This window comes from Nocardioides piscis, from assembly GCF_011300215.1.
Taxonomy (GTDB): domain Bacteria; phylum Actinomycetota; class Actinomycetes; order Propionibacteriales; family Nocardioidaceae; genus Nocardioides; species Nocardioides piscis.
Map to the genome: position 1 here is coordinate 3,656,280 of NZ_CP049866.1, position 21,389 is coordinate 3,677,668.

General features: G+C 70.9%; 21 protein-coding genes and 1 riboswitch. Of the genes, 6 read left to right on the top strand and 15 right to left on the bottom strand.

The window, feature by feature from the left end; translation table 11 throughout:
• Positions 1 to 24: 24 nt before the first annotated feature.
• The 3 genes from G7071_RS17995 to G7071_RS18005 form a co-directional block, all read right to left on the bottom strand.
• Entirely contained in the window at positions 25 to 609 is a 585-nt protein-coding gene (locus G7071_RS17995) for a helix-turn-helix domain-containing protein (protein ID WP_166320735.1), read from the bottom strand.
• Between the two features lie 211 nt (positions 610 to 820).
• Complete coding sequence (locus G7071_RS18000; protein WP_166320736.1) at positions 821 to 1,294, bottom strand: SRPBCC family protein; 474 nt, start codon at positions 1,292 to 1,294, stop codon at positions 821 to 823.
• A gap of 29 nt (positions 1,295 to 1,323) precedes the next feature.
• Positions 1,324 to 2,433: a WD40/YVTN/BNR-like repeat-containing protein gene (locus tag G7071_RS18005; RefSeq protein WP_166320737.1), complete on the bottom strand. Its 1,110-nt coding sequence runs from the start codon at positions 2,431 to 2,433 to the stop codon at positions 1,324 to 1,326.
• Between the two features lie 55 nt (positions 2,434 to 2,488).
• Here G7071_RS18005 and G7071_RS18010 point away from each other — a divergent pair, with 55 nt between their 5' ends.
• From G7071_RS18010 to G7071_RS18015, 3 genes are read left to right on the top strand one after another with little or no spacing between them, the layout of a single operon-like run.
• A complete protein-coding gene (locus G7071_RS18010; protein WP_246210144.1) occupies positions 2,489 to 3,082 on the top strand; it encodes an EamA family transporter in 594 nt (197 codons plus the stop codon).
• Positions 3,058 to 3,333 carry an EamA family transporter gene (locus tag G7071_RS19500; RefSeq protein ID WP_246210145.1) on the top strand — a complete coding sequence of 92 codons (276 nt, stop codon included), beginning with the start codon at positions 3,058 to 3,060 and terminating at the stop codon, positions 3,331 to 3,333. Before G7071_RS18010 ends, G7071_RS19500 begins: the two co-directional genes overlap by 25 nt.
• 23 nt (positions 3,334 to 3,356) lie before the next feature.
• On the top strand, positions 3,357 to 4,727 hold the full coding sequence (locus tag G7071_RS18015; RefSeq protein ID WP_246210146.1) for a PQQ-dependent sugar dehydrogenase: 1,371 nt from the start codon (positions 3,357 to 3,359) through the stop codon (positions 4,725 to 4,727).
• On the opposite strand, the gene G7071_RS19505 is transcribed toward G7071_RS18015, so the two are convergent.
• From G7071_RS19505 to gatC, 9 genes are all read right to left on the bottom strand, one after another.
• Complete coding sequence (locus tag G7071_RS19505) at positions 4,636 to 5,082, bottom strand: hypothetical protein (RefSeq protein WP_246210147.1); 447 nt, start codon at positions 5,080 to 5,082, stop codon at positions 4,636 to 4,638. The two genes, G7071_RS18015 and G7071_RS19505, sit on opposite strands and share 92 nt — an antisense overlap.
• A complete protein-coding gene (locus G7071_RS19510) occupies positions 5,046 to 5,432 on the bottom strand; it encodes a hypothetical protein (RefSeq protein ID WP_246210151.1) in 387 nt (128 codons plus the stop codon). Before G7071_RS19510 ends, G7071_RS19505 begins: the two co-directional genes overlap by 37 nt.
• Positions 5,429 to 7,030: an ABC transporter ATP-binding protein gene (locus G7071_RS18025; protein WP_166320738.1), complete on the bottom strand. Its 1,602-nt coding sequence runs from the start codon at positions 7,028 to 7,030 to the stop codon at positions 5,429 to 5,431. Before G7071_RS18025 ends, G7071_RS19510 begins: the two co-directional genes overlap by 4 nt.
• Positions 7,027 to 8,124: an energy-coupling factor transporter transmembrane component T gene (locus tag G7071_RS18030; RefSeq protein WP_166320739.1), complete on the bottom strand. Its 1,098-nt coding sequence runs from the start codon at positions 8,122 to 8,124 to the stop codon at positions 7,027 to 7,029. Before G7071_RS18030 ends, G7071_RS18025 begins: the two co-directional genes overlap by 4 nt.
• On the bottom strand, positions 8,121 to 9,038 hold the full coding sequence (locus tag G7071_RS18035) for a hypothetical protein (RefSeq protein ID WP_166320740.1): 918 nt from the start codon (positions 9,036 to 9,038) through the stop codon (positions 8,121 to 8,123). Before G7071_RS18035 ends, G7071_RS18030 begins: the two co-directional genes overlap by 4 nt.
• Before the next feature lie 10 nt (positions 9,039 to 9,048).
• Positions 9,049 to 10,392 (bottom strand): terpene cyclase/mutase family protein, encoded by a 1,344-nt coding sequence (locus G7071_RS18040; RefSeq protein WP_166320741.1) that lies wholly within the window; start codon positions 10,390 to 10,392, stop codon positions 9,049 to 9,051.
• 78 nt (positions 10,393 to 10,470) lie between these two features.
• A riboswitch (cobalamin riboswitch) is annotated at positions 10,471 to 10,606 on the bottom strand.
• Between the two features lie 20 nt (positions 10,607 to 10,626).
• Positions 10,627 to 12,144: an Asp-tRNA(Asn)/Glu-tRNA(Gln) amidotransferase subunit GatB gene (gene gatB / locus G7071_RS18045; protein ID WP_166320742.1), complete on the bottom strand. Its 1,518-nt coding sequence runs from the start codon at positions 12,142 to 12,144 to the stop codon at positions 10,627 to 10,629.
• Positions 12,141 to 13,667 carry an Asp-tRNA(Asn)/Glu-tRNA(Gln) amidotransferase subunit GatA gene (gene gatA, locus G7071_RS18050; RefSeq protein WP_166320743.1) on the bottom strand — a complete coding sequence of 509 codons (1,527 nt, stop codon included), beginning with the start codon at positions 13,665 to 13,667 and terminating at the stop codon, positions 12,141 to 12,143. Before gatA ends, gatB begins: the two co-directional genes overlap by 4 nt.
• Positions 13,664 to 13,963 carry an Asp-tRNA(Asn)/Glu-tRNA(Gln) amidotransferase subunit GatC gene (gene gatC / locus G7071_RS18055; RefSeq protein WP_166320744.1) on the bottom strand — a complete coding sequence of 100 codons (300 nt, stop codon included), beginning with the start codon at positions 13,961 to 13,963 and terminating at the stop codon, positions 13,664 to 13,666. The genes gatA and gatC overlap by 4 nt, the downstream gene beginning before the upstream one ends.
• Before the next feature lie 77 nt (positions 13,964 to 14,040).
• Here gatC and G7071_RS18060 point away from each other — a divergent pair, with 77 nt between their 5' ends.
• Positions 14,041 to 14,571, top strand: coding sequence for a SigE family RNA polymerase sigma factor (locus tag G7071_RS18060; protein WP_166320745.1), 531 nt, complete (start codon positions 14,041 to 14,043; stop codon positions 14,569 to 14,571).
• Positions 14,564 to 15,724: a hypothetical protein gene (locus G7071_RS18065; RefSeq protein WP_166320746.1), complete on the top strand. Its 1,161-nt coding sequence runs from the start codon at positions 14,564 to 14,566 to the stop codon at positions 15,722 to 15,724. The genes G7071_RS18060 and G7071_RS18065 overlap by 8 nt, the downstream gene beginning before the upstream one ends.
• A gap of 143 nt (positions 15,725 to 15,867) precedes the next feature.
• Here G7071_RS18065 and G7071_RS18070 read toward each other — a convergent pair whose 3' ends face one another.
• Positions 15,868 to 17,145, bottom strand: a complete 1,278-nt coding sequence (locus tag G7071_RS18070; protein ID WP_166320747.1) for an HNH endonuclease signature motif containing protein — start codon at positions 17,143 to 17,145, stop codon at positions 15,868 to 15,870.
• Positions 17,146 to 17,291: 146 nt separating this feature from the next.
• Here G7071_RS18070 and G7071_RS18075 point away from each other — a divergent pair, with 146 nt between their 5' ends.
• Positions 17,292 to 17,825, top strand: coding sequence for a GNAT family N-acetyltransferase (locus G7071_RS18075; RefSeq protein WP_166320748.1), 534 nt, complete (start codon positions 17,292 to 17,294; stop codon positions 17,823 to 17,825).
• Between the two features lie 82 nt (positions 17,826 to 17,907).
• Here the strand turns inward: G7071_RS18075 and G7071_RS18080 are convergent, their stop codons facing one another.
• A complete protein-coding gene (locus tag G7071_RS18080) occupies positions 17,908 to 19,164 on the bottom strand; it encodes a calcium-binding protein (protein ID WP_166320749.1) in 1,257 nt (418 codons plus the stop codon).
• 77 nt (positions 19,165 to 19,241) lie between these two features.
• Positions 19,242 to 21,368, bottom strand: coding sequence for an NAD-dependent DNA ligase LigA (gene ligA / locus G7071_RS18085; protein ID WP_166320750.1), 2,127 nt, complete (start codon positions 21,366 to 21,368; stop codon positions 19,242 to 19,244).
• Positions 21,369 to 21,389: the final 21 nt, after the last annotated feature.

Sequence of the window (21,389 nt, forward strand, 5' to 3'; positions counted from 1 at the left end):
CTCCGCTCCCGGCGGCACGGCGTCTCAACCAGCCCGAAACGCATCAGGCCGGCGATTCCTGGACTTGGACGAGTCCTGGATCGCCCACTCAGGGATCAGCAGCCGTCTGTGACGGCGCGGCTGCCAACCTTCCCTCGCCTCCGCCACGACCTCTCGCCAGGTCGGATGGTCGTCGACGTCGGCGGGGGTGGGCGGACGCACGAGCTGCCAGTGCGTGCTGTAGCGCACCTTGGGGAGCTCGATGTCAGCGGAACGGCACAGGATCTGGTGAAACCAGGCAGTCGTTGCCGCTGCCTCCGGCGCCCACCAACCTTCCGCCCAGACATAGGTGTGCGCCGGGTAGCGCCGGTCCGCAGCATCCCGCGCGGCCTCGGCACGCATAGGTGTGACGCGTCGCCCGTCCTCGCGCACTGCGACAAGACTCAGTCCGGCGACGTCGAGGGCTCGAGCCAGGATCCGCGCCGAGGGGACGCTGCGGCCGGTCTCCCACTTCGCGACGGCGGACTGCGAGACGTCGAGCCGCTGGGCGAGCTCGCGTTGGGAGAGGTGAGCCAGTCGGCGTACGCGCCGGATCAGGCCCGAGATCTCCAGCCCCCCTGCCGTCCCCACGCGGCCAGGAAGATCGTCCTTCGACTGCTCGCCCCGCAGCTGCGTTTTCGTGTGAGTGCTCGGCTCCATGGTCTGTCCCCCGAAGTGGTCGTCGTCGCAGCCATGACAGCAGGCACCACCGACAGCGACCCCTCGTCCGTGATCCTTGGACCTGAGTCCGCTCGCGACTCAGGTCCAAGGAGGGTGGGCAGGCCCTCAGCAAAGGCTGATGTCAGCCAGAACCGGTGGGCGACTCAGACTCGGCCGCCGACCTGAGCGAGCCGAGACCCCTCTCGAAGTCCTTGCCGATCGCCCTGTCGAAGTACAGCTTGCCCATCAACCCCATCACGACGCCGCGCTGCCCCGTCATGGTCCAGGTGACGTCGGTGCCGCCGGCTGCGGGCGCGAATGCAAAGGTCGTGATGTTGGCCGCCTTGAAGGGCTTGATGAACTCAAGTGCGATCTCCACCCGGGATGGTTCTGAGCGCAGGATCTCCATGGTGCCGGCTCCAGCCTTGGCGTTGCCCGCCCAGGCGTAGCGCGATCCCGCGCCTGTGGCGGCTCCGGAATAGGTGCGTTGAAGCTGAGGGTCGATCCCCTCCCATGGTGACCACCTGGGCCACTGGCGGAAGTCGTTCACCAAGGCGTGCACGGTCGCTGGCGGCGCGTCGATGTGTGCGCTACGGGTGGTGGCGAAGTCGGGCATGGGTGGATCCTGTCTGCGGTTGGACCGGTTCAGGAGAGGCTCGCGGCGCGCACCACCATCACGTCGGGCAGGTTCCTCTGGATCTCCGCCCACGTGGCTCCTGCGTCCGGTGATGACCACACGGCGCCGTTCCGGCTCCCGAAGTAGATGCCCGCTTCCTCGTGGTCGTCGACGCACATCCCATCGCGCATGACGGCGGCGAAGAAGCTGTCGGGCAGAGCGCCGTCGCCGAGGGGCTCCCAGGTCCTACCGCCGTCGGTGGTACGGCACACCCGGGCCCGGCCGTCGACCGGCCAGCGCGCGCCCGCGTCGGCGATCGGGAACGTGTAGGCGGTGTTGGCGCGGTGGGGATGCGTCACCATGGCGAAGCCGAACTCCGAGGGCAGGCCGGGTGCGATGTCCTGCCAGGTGTCACCACCGTCGTCGGACCGGTAGACCCCGCCGTGGTTCTGCAGGAAGAGGCGGTCGGGATCCTCGGGGTCGCGGGCGACCTTGTGGACGCACTGCCCGAACTCGGGGAAGTTGCGCTCCCCGGGATAGAACTCGGCCTTGATCCCGTGGTTCGCGGGCGCCCAGGAGGTGCCGCCGTCGTTTGTCCGGTAGACACCACCCGTGGAGAGCGCAGCCAGCACTGCGGCGGGGTCGTCGGGGTGGGGCAGGATCGTGTGGAACGCCTGCCCCCCGAAGCCGGCGTCCCATTCCGCGCGGTGGGGGTGGTCCCACAGGCCGCGCACGAGCGTGAAGCTCTCGCCTCGGTCCTCCGAGCGGAACACAGCTCCCGGCTCGGTGCCTGCCCAGACGACGTCCTCCTCGACCCCTGGGGTCAGCTGCCAGATCCTGGCCAGGGTCGCGGGAGATCCGTCCGGCAGCTGGGCGTCCTCGGGGAAACGGATCGCACCGTTCGGTGTCTCCTGCCAGGTGGCACCCAGGTCGTCGCTGCGACGCACCTGCGGGCCGAACCAGCTCGACGAGCACCCGGCCAGGAGCCGCGGTGACGACCCACGCCGGTCGATCATGACCGAATAGACCTCTTCCATCGGGAAGTGGGGGCCGGTCCATTGCCACGAGGTCCGCGCCTGGTCCGACGTCCCGATCCACAAGCCCTTGCGCGTTCCGACCATCAACAACGTCTGCGTCATGGACTCATGCAACACCCGTGCGCGCCGGCACGACAAGGAGTTCTAGGGTCGGTGCATGAGCCGAGCCGTCTGGCTGGTGCTGGTCGGCATCATCTCCGTCCAGGCCGGCGCCGCCATCGCCAAGGACCTCTTCGGCACCATCTCCCCCACCTCGATGGTCTTCCTCCGTCTTGCCACCAGTGCCCTCGTCCTGCTCGCCGTCGCCCGACCGACGGTGCGCGCGCGCAGTCGCGGCGACTGGCTGGTTGTGGTCGCCTTCGCCCTCAGCCTGGGGTTGATGAACTGGGCGATCTATCAATCCTTTGCCCGGATCCCCCTGGGCATCGCGGTCACGATCGAGTTCATCGGTCCGCTCACGCTCGCCGCGGTGGGATTTCGCCGTCGTCGTGACCTGGCCTGGGTCGCGCTGGCAGCTGCCGGGGTCGCGCTCCTGGGACTCGAGCGCACAGCCCTCGACCCAGCCGGGGTGGCGTTCGCCGTCGTGGCGGGGGCTGCGTGGGCGGCATACATCCTGCTCAGCGCCCGAACCGGTCGCCGCTGGCCCGGGCTCGACGGCCTGGCCATCGCGAGCGCGATCGCGACGCTGCTGTTCACGGCACCAGCCGCCGTCTCGGGGGTACGGGCTTGCTGGACCCCCGCGTGCTGGTGATCGGCGCACTGGTGGGGTTGCTCAGCTCGGTCATCCCCTACAGCGCGGAACTGGTGGCCCTTCGATCTCTGGCGCCCAACGTCTTCGGGATCTTGATGAGCCTCGAGCCGGCCGCGGCAGCGCTGGCGGCCGCAGTGGTGCTCGGCGAGCTGCTCACCCCGCTCCAGTGGCTGGCGATGGGCTGCGTGATCATCGCCAGCGTCGGTGCGACCCGGGCCCACCCCGTGCTGCGCGAGCCCGCGCCGGACTGAGGCCGATCAGGCAGGATCGTCACATGCTCACCCCTCCCCGCGCCGGCGGCCTGGGCGTCGTCGCCCTGCTCGTGGTCCTCACTGCCTGCTCACTCGGAGCTGAGTCGCCCCAGGACTCAGGTCCAAGCGTGAGTACGTCGCGGCCGACCGAGGCCCCGTCTGCGGAGCCCTCGAGCCCGTCGACCGAGCCGGGGAGTCCGGAGGTCGTCGGCACCGTCGCGACCGGCTTGGCCGTCCCGTGGGGCATCGCCTTCCTGCCTGACGGGTCGGCGATCGTGACCGAACGCGACTCGCGGCGAGTGCTCCGGCTGACGCCGGGGGAAGACGCGAGGGCGGAGGTGAGCGAGCTCGGCGAGATCGTCGAGGCTCAGCCCGAGGTCGAGGCAGGCCTGCTCGGCGTCGCTGTCTCTCCCGAGTTCGCCACGGACAGCACCGTGTTCTTCTACGCCACCACCGACGTGGACAACACCGTCTTCCGCGCCACCCTGACGGGCGACCGGCTCGCAGACCCCACGCCTATCCTCACCGGGATCCCGAAGGGGCAGATCCACGACGGAGGCCGGATCGAGTTCGGTCCCGACGGCTTCCTCTACGTCTCCACCGGGGAGACGGGCGACCCGGGGCTGGCCCAGGACCCCGAGAGCCTGGCCGGCAAGATCCTGCGCATCACCAGCGACGGAGACCCGGCGCCCGGCAACCCCGAGGCGGACTCCCCCGTCTGGTCGCTGGGACATCGCAACGTCCAGGGCCTGGCCTTCGACGACGCCGACCGGCTGTGGGCCAGCGAGTTCGGCAGCAGCACGTTCGACGAGCTCAACCAGGTCGAGAAGGGCGGCAACCACGGCTGGCCCGAGGTCGAGGGGACCGGCGGCGGGCCGGAGTTCGTCGACCCGCTCGTCACCTGGTCGACCGACGATGCCTCACCGTCGGGTCTGGCGTTCGCCGACGGTTCGCTGTGGATGGCCGCGCTGCGCGGTGAGCGCTTGTGGCAGGTCCCGCTGAGCGGCGACCGACCGGGCAGGCCGGTCAGCCTGTTCGCGGGCGACTACGGACGGATCCGCACCGTCGTCGCCACCCGGCCGGCGACCTGTGGGTGGCCACGTCCAACCGGGACGGCCGGGGCACGCCCTCCGAGGACGACGACCGCATCCTGCTCGTCTCCACCGGGCGGAGTTGAGGAAGGCCGAAGGCCCGTCACGCCAGCGGAGGTTGAGGAAGGCCGAAGGCCCGTCACGCCAGCGGAGGTTGAGGAGGGCCGAAGGCCCGTCACGCCGGCGGAGGTTGAGGAAGGCCGAAGGCCTGTCACGAAACCTCGATCACCGACCGTCGGGACGCCCGCCGCAGGGTGGTCAGGATCGCCGGCCCGAGGACGACCAGCGCCACCGACGTGGTGATCGCGCGCCCGGTGTCCCAGCTCCCGGTGGAGGTCAGCAGGGTGTAGACGCCGAAGCGGTGCAGGTTCTCCAGCAACGGCGCCCCGGCGACATAGGACAGCGAACCCTCGTGGCCGGGGACCGCGATGCCCAGCGCGAAGGGCCAGCTGGAGAGGTTCATCAAGATCCCGAAGGCGTACGACGCCGCGATCCCGTAGGTGACGAGCGCGAGGATCTCCCAGCGACCGTCGAGACGACGGGGCAGGAAGCCGGCGCCCATCCCGATCCAGGCCGACACCAGCATCTGGAACGGCAGCCATGGACCGACGCCACCAGTCATCAGCGCGGAGGCGAACAGCGACGTACACCCGAGCACGAAGCCGAACCCTGCCCGAAGACCCGCCCCGCGAGGATCAGCAGGAAGAACACGAGCTCGACCCCGGCGGTCCCGGCACCCAACCCGCGCAGGATCGCGTTGACCGCGGACAGGACGCCCAAGATGGCCAGCACCCGGGCGTCCATCCCACCCTCGCTGAACTCGGCGAGGACCAGGACGATGACCAGCGGGAGCAGCGCCAAGAAAATGAACGGCGGGTCGATCCGGACCGATTCGGGGACGTCGAGGAGCAGCGGCCAGCCCAGCATCATCAACCCCGCCACCGAGGCGATCGCCAGCACGATCGCAGAGCGCGGGCGGATGGGGAGGGCCCGCGGCGACGTGGTCACGCCCCGGCCCCGTCTGCATGGCGGCGCAGGGCCGCCTCGACCTCGCCGACCCGCAGCCAGGGCGGGCCCAGGATCTTGGTGACCTGGGGGGCATAGGAGGGGGACGCGACCAGCACCTCGCGAACCGGACCGGCCGAGACCACCTCACCCTCGGCGAGCACCACCACGTCGTCTGCGACGCCGGCCACGAACTCCACGTCGTGGGTCGCGATCAGCACCGCATGTCCCTGGGCCGCCAGGTCGGTCACGATCGCGGCGAGCGCCGCCTTGGCCGGGTAGTCGAGGCCACGAGTGGGTTCGTCGAGGAGCAGCACCCGCGGTCGTGCCGTCAGCACGATGGCCAGGACCAGGGCCAGGCGCTGGCCCTCGGACAGGTCCCTCGGGTGGGTCTTCCCCTCCACACCGGGGACGAGACGCTCCAGCAGGTCACGACAGGTCCCCGCAGGCGATCCCGCGCCCGCGTCGGCAGCAGCGCACTCGTCGTCGACCGACTCGAGGTAGAGCAGGTCGGCCGCCGTCTGGGGCACGAGCCCCACGAGGGCACGTCGCGCGGCGGCGTCGAGGCGGGCAGGGTCGGAGCCGGTCACCGAGACCGATCCCGAACGCCGGGTCCGGGTGCCCTGGAGGGTCCAGATCAGCGTCGACTTGCCTGCCCCGTTGCGGCCCATCAGCGCGGTGACGCGACCGCTGCGGAGCTCGAGGTCGACTCCGTCCAGGACGGGGACACGGCCGTGGGCGACCGTGAGGCCCCGCGCCGAGAGCAGGGTCTCCCCCTCCTCGGGGACCGGCGTCGTCGGGACGTCGAGGTCGAGCGAGCGAGCAGCCCTGCGCGCGTCGCGGACGCTCAGCGGGAGCGGTGACCAGCCGGCGGCCCGGCCGAGCCCGATGATCGGGGGAACCACCGGTGAGACGGCCAGCACGTCCGGGGTGGAGCCCACGAGCAGCGTGCCGTCGCCCCCCAGCAGGCACATCCGGTCGGCGAAGGGCACGACCCGCTCGAGGCGGTGCTCGGCAAGCAGCACCGTGAGCCCGAGGTCGTGGACCAGGCGCGTGAGCGTCGCCAGCACGTCCTCAGCAGCGCTCGGGTCCAGCGCCGAGGTCGGCTCGTCGAGCACCAGCAGCCGCGGGTGGGTGGTGATGACGGACCCGATCGCGACGCGCTGCTGCTGCCCGCCCGAGAGCGCCCGGAGGTCGCGGTGTCGCAGGTCGGCGATCCCGAGCAGGTCCAGCGTCTCCTCGACCCGTCGTCGCATCGTGTCGCCGGGCAGTCCCAGCTGCTCCATCCCGTAGGCGAGCTCCTCCTCCACCGTGTCGGTGACGAAGCCGGCGACCGGGTCCTGACCGACGTAGCCGACCACGTGGGCGCGCTCTCGCGGCGGCTGGTCGATCACGCTGACCCCGTCGAGCAGGATGTCGCCGCGCAGCGTGCCGCCGCTGAAGCGGGGGACCAGGCCGGTGAGCACTCCCAGCAGCGTCGACTTGCCGACGCCGGTGCGGCCGGAGACGAGGACGAGCTCGCCCTCCTCCAGCGTCAGGTCGACGCCACCCAGCACCGGCCGCTCGTCGTAGGTGAAGTGGATGTCGCGCAGCTCGATCACGCACCCACCTCCAGCGGAGGCGTCAACGGCTGACGTGGTGGCGGGGCGACCACGGCTGGCAGCGCCCCGACCAGGGCCCCGCCGAGCGCCAGGACGCTGAGGTAGGGCATCGCCGAGACCGAGGGATGGACGACGAAGGGCTCGCTGCCCGCCAGGCGCCACACGAGAGCGCCCACGACGATCCCGGAGGCTGCGACGACGACCTCCGCGGTGCGCCAGCGGTCGGGGCGATAGCGCGAGCGCTCGACACGGCGCCCGGCGCTCACGAGGCCGACGACCGCCACCAGGGTCCCCAGACCGAGCATCGGCCCGGCCAGCAGGCGCGGAGCGCTGTGGTCGAGGAAGGCATAGATGCCGACGCACAGGCCGCAGAGCGCCGTCAGGAGCAGGATGCCGGTGGTCCAGCGCTGGGCGAGGGTGGCGGATCCCGCCCTGCCATAGCCCCGCGCGTCCATGCCGGCCGCCAGCGCGAGCGAACGCTCGAGGGCGTCCTCGAGGACGGGGACGAGGAATCGGCGCAGCCGCCCGATCCGGCGGCTCGCGTCGCCACGCAGGGCCTGCGCCGCGCGCACCCGTCGGGCGCTGTCGGCCAGCTGGGGGAAGACGGTGACGGCGACGACCAGGGCCGTGCCGATCTCGTACAACGCGGGCGGCATCGACTTCAACAGCCGCTTGGGGTTGGCCAGCGAGTTGGCCGCACCGATGCAGATCACGATCGCGGCCAGCCGCAGACCGTCGTAGAGCCCCGCCAGGAGCGCCTCCTGGGTGACCGGGCCGAGGAGGCGGATGCCGGCGACCCAGTCGGGCAGCGGGACGGTCGGCAGGACGAGCAGCACCCGACCGTGGCTGTCTCCCCCGAACACGATCCGGAACAGGACTCGGATGACCACGATCGCCACCCCGAGGAGCAGGTAGAGCCGGAACGACCGCGCCCATGGATGGTCGGAACGCCGTGCGATCACCACCGTCGCGGCGACCCCCACGATCAGCACGAGCAGCAGCGGGTTGGTGGTGAGGGTGGCCGCGGTGGCGAGCCCGACGGCCCAGACCCACCACGCGACCGGGTGGAGGTCGCGGGCCAGCCGTGGAGTCATCGGCCGTGCGTACGGCGCCGCGCCGCCCATGCCATCGCGGCGATCGCGACCAGGAGCAGGACGAGGACGCCCAACGTCACCCAGGTCGGAGCCCTGCCTGAGGCTGCCACTGGTTCGGCCGCGCCGGCACCCTGAGCACGGGGGGCCGCCTCGGTCGATGCGGTGGAGCTCGGGGCGCCGCCCCGGGGCGAGGCGTCGGAGGTCCTCGCCGGGGGTGGCTTCGGCTTACCGCTCACGCGCGGGCGTGGTGCCGACGTCGCGACTCCGGACGCACCGTCGCGCGCCGACGGACTCGCAGCCGATGGGCTCGGCGTCGCCGAGGGCACGTCCGATGCCGTGACTGCCGGCGCCGGGCGGGTGGCCGTGGCTGTGGGTCTGGTCGTGGGGCTTCGGGTCGGCTTCGGGGCCGTGGTGCTCGGTGACGAAGTGGGGCTCGCATGCGCCGGGGCCGCGGTCGCCGGCACGCGCCGGGCGCTCCCCTGCTGCCAGGCCAGGGCGACGGCGCCGCCCTCAGGCACCCGGAGGCCGGTCGCGCCGATGGAGGCGTAGGACCAGGCACCGTTCTTCCCATCGCTCCACCACAGGGCCCAGTAGGCGTCGGCGGGCGGGGTGTTGACGCAGGGCTCGCTCGCGGGGGCTCCGTCAACCCGGCACACGAAGCCGGGCTGGCGTTGCACGTAGTCGAGCACGACCCCGACGTCGGCGAACCGGTCGGACGCCGTCTGCCCCGAACCCGCGTCGCACGCCGAGGTGAGCGCACCCCCCAGCGCACCGGGGTCGACGACCACGGTGACGCCGGTGCTCGAGCCGCAGGCGGCCGCGGCGGCCGGCTCCGCAACCGGACCGAGCGCGCACGTCGCCGCGGCCACCGAGGCGGCCGCGGCGACGAGACGCACGAGAGGTGCTCTCCTCACGGGTGGGATCTCAGTTGCTGACCGCGATGCGGGCCTTGGCCGACCCTGCGGCTGTCTTGACCTTCACCACGCGCACCTTGTTGCCGGTGGGCATCGTGAGCTTACGCGTGACCGGCTTGGTGGAGGCCTTGCCGACGATCCGCTTCGCGTCGCCCTTGACGGAGACGCAGGCGCGCTCGCCGGGATCGAGGCCCCAGACCTTGACGCGGACCTTGTCGCCGGCCTCGGCGGACGACCGCTTCAGGGTGACGCTGAGCTCATCGGTGGAAGCAGACGCCCACTGCAGGACGGCCATTCCCTGGGCGGTGGCACGACGCCACTGTGCCCGCACGTCGCCGGCCGAGATCCCGGAGTTTCGGGCAGCCTTGACGGCCTTCGCGTCATAGGCGATAGCGCCAATGTCCTTGGTCAGCGCGCTGCGGCAGCGGCTCCTGTCGACGGGCTGCTGCTTGCGGACCCAGGTCGCGGCCCTGGCGGCGGCGTCCTTGTCCTTGACCAGGCCCAGGGCCCAGCCGGACAGTCCGGTGCTGTTGGAGTTGCCGGCGAAGGAGCCGTTCTTCTTCTGCTGGCTCGCGAGCCACGCGGTCGCCTTGTCGAGGGCAGGCTTCACGGCCGGTCCCTTGGCGTCACCCTCGAGCAGGTTGACGACCGCGAGCGCGGTGGCATCGATGCTCGGCTCGGAGCCGGGCTGGCCCTCCGCGCAGCCCTGCGCGCCCGAGGTCTTGTCCTTGGTGAAGCCCTCACGGAAGAAGCCCGACGTGCACTGCTGGGCGAGGAGGAAGCCGAGCGCGTCAGCGGCGCGCTGCGACTTGGCCTCGGTGAGCGCACGGACGGCGAACGACTGGCCGAGGGTGTTGGCGTAGTCGCCGTACGACGACTTGTCCTCGATACGTCCGACGATCGGGGAGGTCGAGCTGACGCGCTCCTCCAGCCGGGTCACGAGGTTGACGCCGCCGTAGGAGGTCGGGTTGGCCCCGGTCACGCGGGCGAACGTCGCGGCCTTGGCCACCGCGCCGGCGTAGGTGCTGCCCTTGTCGCCGAAGGCGTCGCCGGAGATGTAGTCGTTGACCACGGACTGGAACGCAGCGTTGATCGTCGCCACTGCGCCCTTCTCACCGGCCTGGTCGAGCGCGAAGCCGGAGTCGAGGGTCAGGCCGAAGTCGGTGTAGCCGCCGGCGTCCATGAGACCGTCGATTAGCTCGTCCTCGAGCCACGAGCCGGCAACGGTGATGGCTGTGTCGTCGGTCTTGGCGGGCGTGGTCGGCTCGGCCGCGGCCGGCTGAGCGAGCGTGGCGAGGGCCAGGGCAGCGGTGGCCGCCAGGCCGGCACCCCGGCGCCAGGTGTGGGGGCGCATTGCGTGAGTCATGCTGTCCTTCCCGCTGTCGAGCGGGAGGCGCCGGGCGGCGACACCCGCTGTTTTCCTCGCAGCGTGGTTGTCAGTGCCTGCACGGGCGGTCCGGCTCGCGCCCCGACTAGGTCGGGACGCCTACGGTTGCGGGTCAGCGCCGGAATTGGACCGGCTTCCCCGTGGCAGGCAGATGTTGGTTTCCGTGGGCACACTAACAGCGCCGCTCTCCACCATGCTCTTTCAGGACAGCTTCTCCAGGATCAGCTCGCGCACCCGCCCGGCATCGGCCTGGCCGCGCATCTGCTTCATCACTGCTCCGATGAGCGCCCCGGCGGCTGCGACCTTGCCGTCGCGGATCTTGTCGGCCACGTCAGGGTTGGCCGCGATCGCGGCGTCCACGGCCTCGCTCAGCGCGCCCTCGTCGGAGACGATGGCCAAGCCGCGCTGGGCCACGATCTCCGCAGGAGTGCCCTCGCCGGCATACAACCCCTCGAAGACCTGCCGGGCGAGCTTGTCGTTGAGCGAACCGCTGTCGATCAGGGCTTGTACGGCGACGACGTCGGCCGGCGTCACACCGAGCTCGGCGATGTCGGTGTCGGTGTCGTTGGCTCGTCGGGCGAGCTCGGAGAGCCACCACTTGCGGGCCGCCTGCGGGGACGCCCCTGCCTCGATCGTCTGCTCGACCAGCCCGAACGCGCCGGCACCGATCGTGTCGCGCATCTCCAGGTCGGAGAAGCCCCACTCGGCCTGGAGCCGCGAGCGCTTCTCGGTCGGGTTCTCCGGCAGGGTGCCTCGGAGCTCCTCGACCCACTCACGGCTCGGTGCGACGGGCACGAGGTCGGGCTCTGGGAAGTAGCGGTAGTCGTCGGCGTCGGACTTCACGCGACCACTGGTGGTGACGCCGGTGTCCTCGTGCCAGTGCCGCGTCTCCTGGAGGATCGAGCCGCCGGCGTCGAGGATCGCGGCGTGCCGCTGCATCTCGTAGCGCACCGCGCGCTCGACCGAGCGCAGTGAGTTGACGTTCTTGGTCTCGGTCCGGGTCCCGAGGCCCCCGCTGCCGGCCGGGGCGAGGGACAGGTTGACGTCGGCGCGGATCGAGCCCTGGTCCATCCGGGCGTCGGAGACACCCAGCGCCACGATCAGCTCACGCAGCTGGGCGACGTAGGCCTTGGCCACGGCGGGCGCGTTGGCGCGCGTGCCCATGATCGGGCGGGTGACGATCTCGATCAGGGGGATGCCTGCGCGGTTGTAGTCGACGAGCGAGTAGTCGGCGCCGTGGATGCGTCCGGTGGAGCCACCGACGTGCAGGGACTTGCCGGTGTCCTCCTCCATGTGGGCGCGCTCGATCTCGACCCTGACGACCTCGATGCCGCCGTCCTCGGTCGGCACGTTGACGTCCATCCAGCCGTCGAAGGCGATCGGCTCGTCGTACTGCGACGTCTGGAAGTTCTTCGGCATGTCCGGATAGAAGTAGTTCTTGCGGGCGAATCGGCACCACTCGGCGATCTCGCAGTTGAGGGCGAGACCGATCCGCATCGCCGACTCGACAGCGACGCGGTTGACGACCGGCATCGCGCCGGGCAGCCCCAGGCAGGTCGGGCAGACCTGGGTGTTGGGCTCGGCGCCGAACTCGGTCGGGCAGCCGCAGAACATCTTGGAGTTGGTGTTGAGCTCGACGTGGACCTCGAGGCCCATCGCCGGGTCGAACTTCTCCAGCGACTCCTCGAACGACAGGAGGGTGTCGGTGCTGGCGGTCATCGAGGGGCTCCTTCGAGGGCGGGGGCCTGGTCGAGCAGCGGCGCGCCCCACTGCTGAGCGAGCAGGGCCTCGAGGGCCGCGCCGACGCGATAGAGGCGCTCGTCCTCGAGCGCGGGGGCCAGGATCTGGAAGCCGGCCGGCAGGCCGTCCTCGTCGGCCAGGCCGCTCGGCACCGAGATGCCGGGCACGCCCGCGAGGTTGGCGGGGATCGTGGCCAGGTCGTTGAGATACATCGCGATCGGGTCGTCGAGCTTCTCCCCCAGCTTGAAAGCCGTCGTAGGAGCGGTCGGCGAGACGAGCACGTCGACGGAGGCGAAGGCCGCCTCGAAGTCGCGGCTGATCAGCGTCCGCACCTTCTGCGCCTGGCCGTAGTAGGCGTCGTAGTAGCCGCTGGACAGGGCATAGGTGCCCAGGATGATCCGGCGCTTGACCTCGTCGCCGAAGCCCGCGTCGCGGGTGGCACGCATGACGTCCTCGGCACTCGGGTCACCGTCGGGCACGACCCGCAGGCCATAACGCATGGCGTCGAACTTCGCGAGGTTGGAGGACGCCTCGGCGGGCAGGATCAGGTAGTAGGCCGCGAGCGCGTGCACGAAGCTGGGGCAGGAGACCTCCACGACCTCGGCGCCGGCCTTCACCAGAAGGTCGACCGACTCGGTGAACCGCGCCATCACGCCCGGCTGCCAACCATCGCCGGCGAGCTCGGTGATCACGCCGATCTTCACGCCGGTCATGTCGCCGGCGGCACCGGAGCGGGCGGCGTCGGTGAACGACGGCCACTCCTGGTCGATGCTCGTGGAGTCCTTGGGGTCGTGCCCGCCGATGATGTCGTGCAGCAGGGCGGAGTCGAGGACCGTCCGGGTGACCGGACCGGCCTGGTCGAGACTGTTGGCGAGGGCCACGAGGCCGTAGCGGGAGATGCCGCCGTACGTCGGCTTGACCCCGACCGTGCCGGTGACCGCTCCCGGCTGACGGATCGAGCCGCCGGTGTCGGTGCCGATCGCCAGTGGCGCCTCGAACGCGGCCACGGCCGCGGCCGAGCCACCGCCGGAGCCGCCGGGGATCCGATCGAGGTCCCACGGGTTGTGGGTGGGGCCGTAGGCCGAGTGCTCGGTCGAGGAGCCCATCGCGAACTCGTCCATGTTGGTCTTGCCCAGGATCGGCAGGCCGGCCGCCTTGAGCTTCGAGACCACGGTCGAGTCGTATGGCGGCAGCCACCCCTCGAGGATCTTCGAGCCGCACGTCGTGGGCAGCCCCTCGGTGGTGAGCACGTCCTTGACCGCGATCGGGACGCCGTCGAGCGGGCTCAGGGTCTCACCGGCGGCGCGGCGCTCGTCGGAGGCAGCCGCCTGGGCGAGCGCGCCCTCCCGGTCCACGTGCAGGAAGGCGTGGACGGCGCCGTCGACGGCGTCGATCCGCGCCAGGTGGAGCTCGGTGAGCTCGACACTGGTCACGCTGCCGTCGGCCAGCGCCTGCGCCAGCTCGGCGGCGGTGCTGCGGGTCCAGTCGGTCGGGGCGCTCACTGCTCGTCCCCCAGGATCCGCGGGACGGAGAAGCGCTGCTGGTCGACCGCCGGGGCACCGGCCAGCGCCTGCTCGGCGGTCAGGCCGGGCGTCACGACGTCGTCGCGGAACACGTTGGTCAGGGGCAGCGGGTGCGAGGTCGGCGGGACGTCGTCGCCGGCCACCCCGTTGATGGCGGCGACGGACTCGAGGATCACGCTCAGCTGGGGAGCGAGGTGGTCGAGCTCGGCGTCGTCGAGGTCGATGCGGGCGAGGGTGGCCAGGTGGGCCACCTCCTCGCGGGAGATCTCTGGCATGGGCCGATCCTAGGTGCGGCCAACCGAAGCGCCACACGCGGCATCTGTTGGGATGACAATCCATCCAAGGAGGACTGATGGCTCGACCACCCTCTGGCTCGACGCACGACGGTGACTTCACCGAGTTCGTGCAGGCCAGCTGGCCGGGGCTCTATCGCACGGCCTATCTGTTGCTGGGTGACCGCGGACTCGCCGAGGACCTCGCCCAGACAGCACTGGTCAAGACGTATGCCGCCTGGTCGCGCATCGACGACCGCGCCGCTGCTCCGGCCTACGCCCGCCGCACGCTCGTCAACACCGCCTCGTCGTGGTTCCGCAAGAAGGGGTGGCGCAACGAGCTGCCCACCACCTCGCTGCCCGAGTCGTCGTACGCCTCGGACCCGAGCACCCGGCCTGCCGTCATCGACGCCCTCCGCGAGCTGCCACCGCGCCAGCGCGCCGTCGTCGTCCTTCGCTACTACGACGACCTCTCGGTCGCCGAGACCGCCGAAGTCCTCGGCTGCTCGACCGGAACGGTCAAGAGCCAGACCTTCCAGGCCTTCGCCAAGCTGCGCGTGCTGCTGGGCGATGCCGTGATCCCCGAGACCCTGGGAGCCCACCGTGACTGAACGACTCGCTGCCCTGCTCCACGAGGAAGCAGCCGCCCTCGACATCCCGCCCGTCGACCACGCGGCCATCCTGCGCCGCGGCCGGCACGCCTCCGGCCGGCGCCGAGCGACCGCATTCCTCGCTGCCGCCGCAGTCGTCGTCGCCGGCGGGACCGGCGCCGCACTGGCCCTCACTGGCTCCGACTCCCCCGACCGCGACGGTAGGGCCACCGACTCGGTTGCGGGCGAGGGTCCCGCGCACGGCGTCGTGGCGTACGGCGCCGACTCGACCGTCGTGGTCGACGGCGCCAGCGCCACCATCCCGGACACCCTGCACTCGCTGCACTACACGTCGGTCGGGGTCCTGACCCGCAGCAACCCCAACGACGGTGCCTCCAGCGGCTCCGGGCCCGAGACCCTCACGCTGGTCGCGACGGACGGCACGACCACCGACCTGGGCACCATCCCCGAAGGAGTCGGCCCCGCCACCGACCCCGACGAGCCGGTCTATGCGCTGGCCGAGAAGTCAGGCAACGGGTTCCGGGCCGTGGTGCGCGACGCGCTCACCGGCGACGAGGTCGGCTCGGTCCCCCTCCCGGACCTGCCGAGGAGCTATTGGTCCGTGCCGCCCCTCGCCCTCGACGGGGACGTCGTCTATGCCGGCTTCGAGAACGAGGCTGTGGCCTTCGACTGGCGCACGGGTGAGGAGCAACCGACGGAGGGGCTGGACGGTGGAATCCCCGACGTCCGAGGCGGATTGGCGCTCGCCTCCGGCGAGAAGCTCGTGGACGGCCGCCTCGAGATGGTCGTGTCGGTCGTCGACGCAGCCACCGGCGCCAGCGCCTTGGTGGTGCCGCTGGAGGACGGGGAGTACGGCTTCGGCAGCCTCTCGCCGGACGGCCGGTTCCTGCGCTTCACCTCGGAGACCGACCCGGACCCGAAGGGTGACTTCGTCGAGCCCACGGGCGTCGACGTCTACGACGTGGACACCGGGGACAGGGTGACGCTGGAGGGAGACCCCTACTCCTGGGGATGGACCTCGGCGGGATCCGCCCTCCTGGTCTCGGGCGCGAAGGTCCAGGTGTGCGACCCCGCGACCGGATCATGCGAGTCCGAGACCGGGCCTGACGTCGGCCGGAACCTCAAGGTCGGCGGGCGCACGTACGAGAGCTGATCGACACGGATGACACCGGATCGGCCCTATTGGCGCCGGACCTGGTGTCGGCAGCCGCTCGTCGGGGGTCGTCCCCTCGGGGTGACGTCGGTGGTGCCTTCGGGGTCGCGCAGGAACTGCTGGCCGTGGGGGTCGGACCAGAGCTAGGTCCCGGTCTCGATCGGCGTGTAGCGCCAGCCGGCGTGGGTCTTGAGCTGGTGGTGGTGGCGACACAGGGGTGCGATGTTGCAGTCGCACGATGCGCCGCCGGCGGTGGGATCTGTGTGGTTGAACGCGACGACGTGGTCGTGGTCGCAGGCTCGGGCGGGTTTGTTGCACCACGGGAAGACGCACGTGCCGGCGATCAGGTCTGTGCGGATCCGGGTGCGGACCTTGATCTGGTGTGCCGGGGTCTCGTCGTGACCCGCGAGGTCGATGACGGGCTGTACGCTCAGGTGGGTGTCGGTGCGGCCGCACCAGTCGCGGACCAGCTGGTCGAGCACGGCTCTGTCTCGGGTGGCGTCACGGGCCACAGGGTCGAGCCCGAGCAGGTTGGCGTCGGTGATGTGCAGCACCAGCTCGGCGCGCTTGTTCGGCGCGGGGGCGTCACCTCCGTTGAGCAGGGCCAGCGCGGCAGCGGGATCGGCGATGATGCCGACGGCACGCGAGCGGCGTACGTCGAGGGACTCGGGCGGCAGGCCGAGGGCTGCGTCCTGGGCGGCCAGGGCGGTGGCGACCCGGGCGATGCTGCGGTCGAAGTCGAACAGGTCCTTGAAGTCCCCACGGATCGCCATGTCGGCGACCCCCGTGTGGTTGATGGAGGTCTCGTCGAGCCGGACAAAGCGACGGTCGAGGGCCTCGAGCTGGTCTGCCTCGCGCTGCTCCGGGTGCAGGCGCAGCATCGCCTCGTCGAGCTTCTTCTCCAGTGCCACCATCCCGATCTTGTGCGCGATGTCGGCGACGTGGGTGTCGACGTAGTCGGACACGTCGCGTGGCCGGCCGATGATCGAGCGCGCCACCATCCGCGCCTTGGTTGGCTCGACCCGACCAGCCAGCACGTTGGCCCACAGACGCGGAAGTCGGTGGCGCACCAGGAGGGCGTCGCGGATCAGGAACGACGCCGCGTTGGTGGAGCGACCGATCGCGGCTCCGAAGGCCGCTGGCGCGTCCCACCTCACCTGCGGGATGAATGCGTCGTCGAAGCCGTCGAGGTCGCCGACGCAGCCTCCTGCGCAGCCGCCGCCGAAGTCCTCTCCCGGCAGGCCGCCGGTCGGGCACCCGTGGATGCACCTGCCTGTCGCCCTCGTGGCGTCCAGCTCTGGATGGGCGTCGGCCCACTCCGCGGCCATGGCGAACATCCTCGTCTGCGCCGAGTGCAACGCCGCGGTCACCTCGCGGATCTCCGCGATCATCGCGGCGGGAGTGACGGTGTCCGTGGCCATGGTCCATCATCTCCCGAACGCATGTTCGAATCAAGGCCCAATCGACTCTGTGGACAATGTCGCAACTGCCCTGGCAGCACCCAACCTTTCGTCCAACTGGGTGTGTCCCTGTTGGCTGCGCGAGTTGCGTCGGCACCGTGCCGGGCATGCCGTACCTACCGGCGAGAGGCGGGCAGCACAATGTCGGCATGACCGTGATTCGCCTTGCCCAGCCGGCCGACCTCACGGGCGTGTTGGCGGTCGGACGAGCCACGTGGCCACCGACCTACACGCCGTTGGTGGGCGAGGAGTACGTGCAGCAGGTGCTCGCCTCGTGGTGGACCGAAAGTGGCACGATGTCGGCGATTGCAGATGGGCGGGTCTGGGTCGCGGAAGATGGCGGCGAGATCACCGGCATGGCGATGTACGGGGTCGAGGACCGAGTCGTGGACCTGTGGAAGCTGTATGTGCGCCCCGAGCGCCAGGCCGAGGGAACGGGTCGGGCCCTGCTGCGCAGCGTCATCGACGCCACGCGCGACTGCGCTGACCTGATCACGGTGGCCTACATGGACGGCAACGCGGTGGCCCAAGCGTTCTACGAGCGCGCCGGTTTCGTCGAGACCCGGCGTGAAGTCGACACGATGGGTGGGCCGGACGACGTGTGGATGGAACTGCGTCCGCGTGCAGAAGGTGAGGAATGACTGCAGAATCCCGCGCCCCGACCCACCAGCCAGCCGGAAGCGCCTGGCGGTTGAGGACGACCGACGAGCCTGTCCCCGAACCTCAGCAGCTCTTGCGCCGCTCGATCAGCTTGCAGCGGTCCTTGCCGTCCTTGCCGAGGCCGATGTCGAAGCCCCTGCCACCGATCAACGTGTCCTTGAGGTTGGACCCGGTGAGCACGTCGGCACCGCCGCGGGCCTTGATCACCGCCGCGAAGTCGGGGTGAGCGTCGATCACCTCGCCCTTCTTGGTCCCCTTGTAGATCGTCCGTGCGTTGCCCGGTAGGGAGACCTCGATGAAGCTCTGGAACTTCCCGGTCACGGCGGTGGGCTGGAGCCTGGTCACCACGGTCCGTCCGTTGCGCTGGTCGAGCCGCACGGTCGGGACGATCGCCGGGTTGGCGTAGGCGACCATCCGCAGCTTGTCCTGGCCGCTGTTGCCCACCACGTTGAAGCCGGTCTCCCCCGGCACCGGGACCGTCACGACGTCTGCCCCGGAGCCACCCTTGACGGCCAGCCGGTTGATCGACGTCGACACGATCGCGTCCGTTCCGGGGCCGCCCAACAGCGTGTCGTAGCCAGCGTGGCTGTTGATCGAGTCGTCACCCGAGCCCCCGTCGACGAAGTCTGAGCCCGCGCTCTCGTGGCCGTCCGGGGTGATGAGGTCGTCGCCGTCCTGTCCGAAGATCTGGTCGTTGCCGGCCATGCCGAGCAGCCGGTCGTCCTTGTAGGTGCCGCGGATGACGTCGTCGTACGGCGTGCCGACGAACCCGATCGGCGAGCCGGCCGCGACCACGACCGTGTCCGCGCCGTCGGCGCCGACGGTGGCCGGTCCGCCGCGGAGGTCGACGACCGCAGGGGCGGGGGCGTCGCGATAGGTGATCGTGTCGGGGTCGACCCGGACCCCGGGCGTGACCGCGCGGGCGTCGTAGCCCGGCTCGACATGGTCGTTGCCCGCGCCGGGCGCGATGGTGTCGCCGGTGCGCCGCAGCCGGCCGAACTGGTCGGCTCGATAGCTGTCGAGCTCGCCATAGATCCGGTCGTCGTCGGGGCCGCCCGAGATCCGGTCGGCCCCCTCACCCCCGCAGATCACGTCGTCACCGCCGAGGCCGGCGATCCGGTCGTTGCCGTCACCGGCCCAGATCACGTCGCGCTTGGGCGTGCCGGTGATCCGGTTGCTCCTCGCGTTGCCGACGATGGTGGCGCGTTCGCCGGCGCAGGTCTTCGCCGCGGCCTCCGCGGAAGCGCCCGGGGCGACGAGGGGCGATGCGGGTGCCAGGGTGACGACCAAAGCCGCTGTGATGGTGGGGACCAGGCGCACGACTACCTCCGAGATGATGAGAGCCGGCCTCTACCGGCTTGCCGGATGAGACACGGCCGCGCGGCAGGAAGTTGCGTTCAGGACGGCTGTTCGCCCGCAGGACCGGGCCCCTGCGCCAACAGCCGGACGAAGCCGGCCTCGTCGAGGATCGTCAGGCCGAGCTGCTCGGCCTTGTCCGCCTTGGAGCCCGCGTTGTCGCCGACGACGACGAAGTCGGTCTTCTTCGACACCGAGCCCGAGGCCTTGCCACCGCGGAGGATGATCGCCTCCTTGACCGAGTCTCGGGTGTAGTTCTCGAGCGAGCCCGTGACCACGATGGTCAGGCCTTCCAGGGTGCGGCTGACCGACTCGTCGCGCTGGTCCTCCATCGTCACCCCGGCCTCGCGCCACTTCCGGACGATCTCTCGGTGCCAGGCCTGCTCGGGCCCGTCGAACCAGGTCCGCACCGACGCCGCGATCGTCGGGCCGACGCCGTCGGTGTCGGCGAGCCTCTGCTCGTCAGCCTCCACGATCGCAGTCATCGAGCCGAACTGCGTCGCCAGCGCGCGCGCCGCAGTCGGACCGACGTGCCGGATCGACAGCGCCACCAGGACCCGCCACAGCGGCACCCGCTCCTTGCGCTCGTGCAGGTTGGCCAGCAGGCGCAGCCCGTTGGCCGACAGCTGAGGCCCGTCCTCGCCACGCTTGGGGGCGCGCGTGAACAACGGCGCCGTCAGCAGCGCCGCCTCGTCGAGGCCGAACAGGTCGCCCTCGTTGCTGATCGCACCGGCCCCGAGCAGGGCGGCGGCCGCCTCGTAGCCCAGGCCCTCGATGTCGAAGGCGCCCCGACCCGCGACGTGGAAGACCCGCTCGCGCACCTGGGCCGGGCACTTCTCGTGATTGGGGCAGCGGAGGTCCTTGTCGCCCTCCTTCTGCTGGACCAGCGCGGTCTTGCAGGCAGGGCAGCGGGTCGGCATGCGCCAGGGGCGCAGACCCTTGGGTCGCAGCCCCAGCACCGGACCGAGGATCTCGGGGATGACGTCTCCGGCCTTGCGGAGGATGACGGTGTCCCCGGGCCGGACGTCCTTGCGCTTGACCTCGTGGGCGTTGTGGAGGGTGGCGTTCTCCACCGTGGAGCCCGCGACCAGCGTGGGCTCCATGACGCCGTACGGCGTGACACGACCCGTGCGACCGACGTTGACCGCGATGTCGAGGAGCTTGGCATTGACCTCCTCGGGCGGGTACTTGTAGGCGATCGCCCACCGGGGGGCGCGGCTGGTCGAGCCGAGGCGCCGCTGGAGGCTGACGTCGTCGACCTTGACGACCACGCCGTCGATCTCGTAGCCCACGATGGTGTGCCGGTTGTCGCCGACGTGCTCGATGTAGGCCTGGACCTCGGCCAACGTGGCAACGACCTTGACCTGGTCGGAGACGGGCAGCCCCCACGCGTGCATCGCGGCGTAGGAGGCGGACTGTGCGGTCGGCTCGAAGCCTCGGCGCGCGCCGAGCCCGTGGCAGACCATGCCGAGGGCCCGGGTGGCGGTGACCTTGGGGTCCTTCTGGCGCAGGGAGCCTGCTGCGGCGTTGCGCGGGTTGGCGAACAGCTGCTTGCCCGCGTCGGCCATGGCTGCGTTGAGCCGCTCGAACGCCTCAGCGGGCAGGAACACCTCGCCCCGGACCTCGACCAGCTCGGGGACCGCGAACTCGTCGGTGGCGGTGAGGCGATGGGGCACGGACTCGATCGTCTTCACGTTGGGGGTGACGTCTTCTCCGGTCCGACCGTCACCGCGCGTGAGGGCGCGCACCAACCGGCCCTGTTCGTAGAGCAGGTTGATGGCCAGCCCGTCGACCTTCAGCTCGCACAGCAGGTCGGCCGACTCGACGCCGTCGCGCGCGAGCCGGGTGTGCCACGCTGCGAGCTCGTCGAAGGAGAAGGCGTTGTCGAGGCTCTCCATCGGCTGGAGGTGGTCGACGGCCGTGAACTCGGTGGAGACGGCGCCGCCCACCGTCTGGCTCGGCGAGTCCGGGGTCCGCAGCTCCGGGTGGACCTCCTCCAGCCCTTCCAGCTCGCGCATGGCGGCGTCGAAGTCGGCGTCGGACATCGTCGGGTCGTCGAGGACGTAGTAGCGCCAGCGGGCGTCCTCGAGCAGCTCGCTCAGCTCCTGGTGTCGGTCGCGAGCCTCGGGCGGGGCGGGCTGGATAGCGGCGGTCTCCGAGTCGCTCATGGGGGTAGTTTGCCTGCCGCC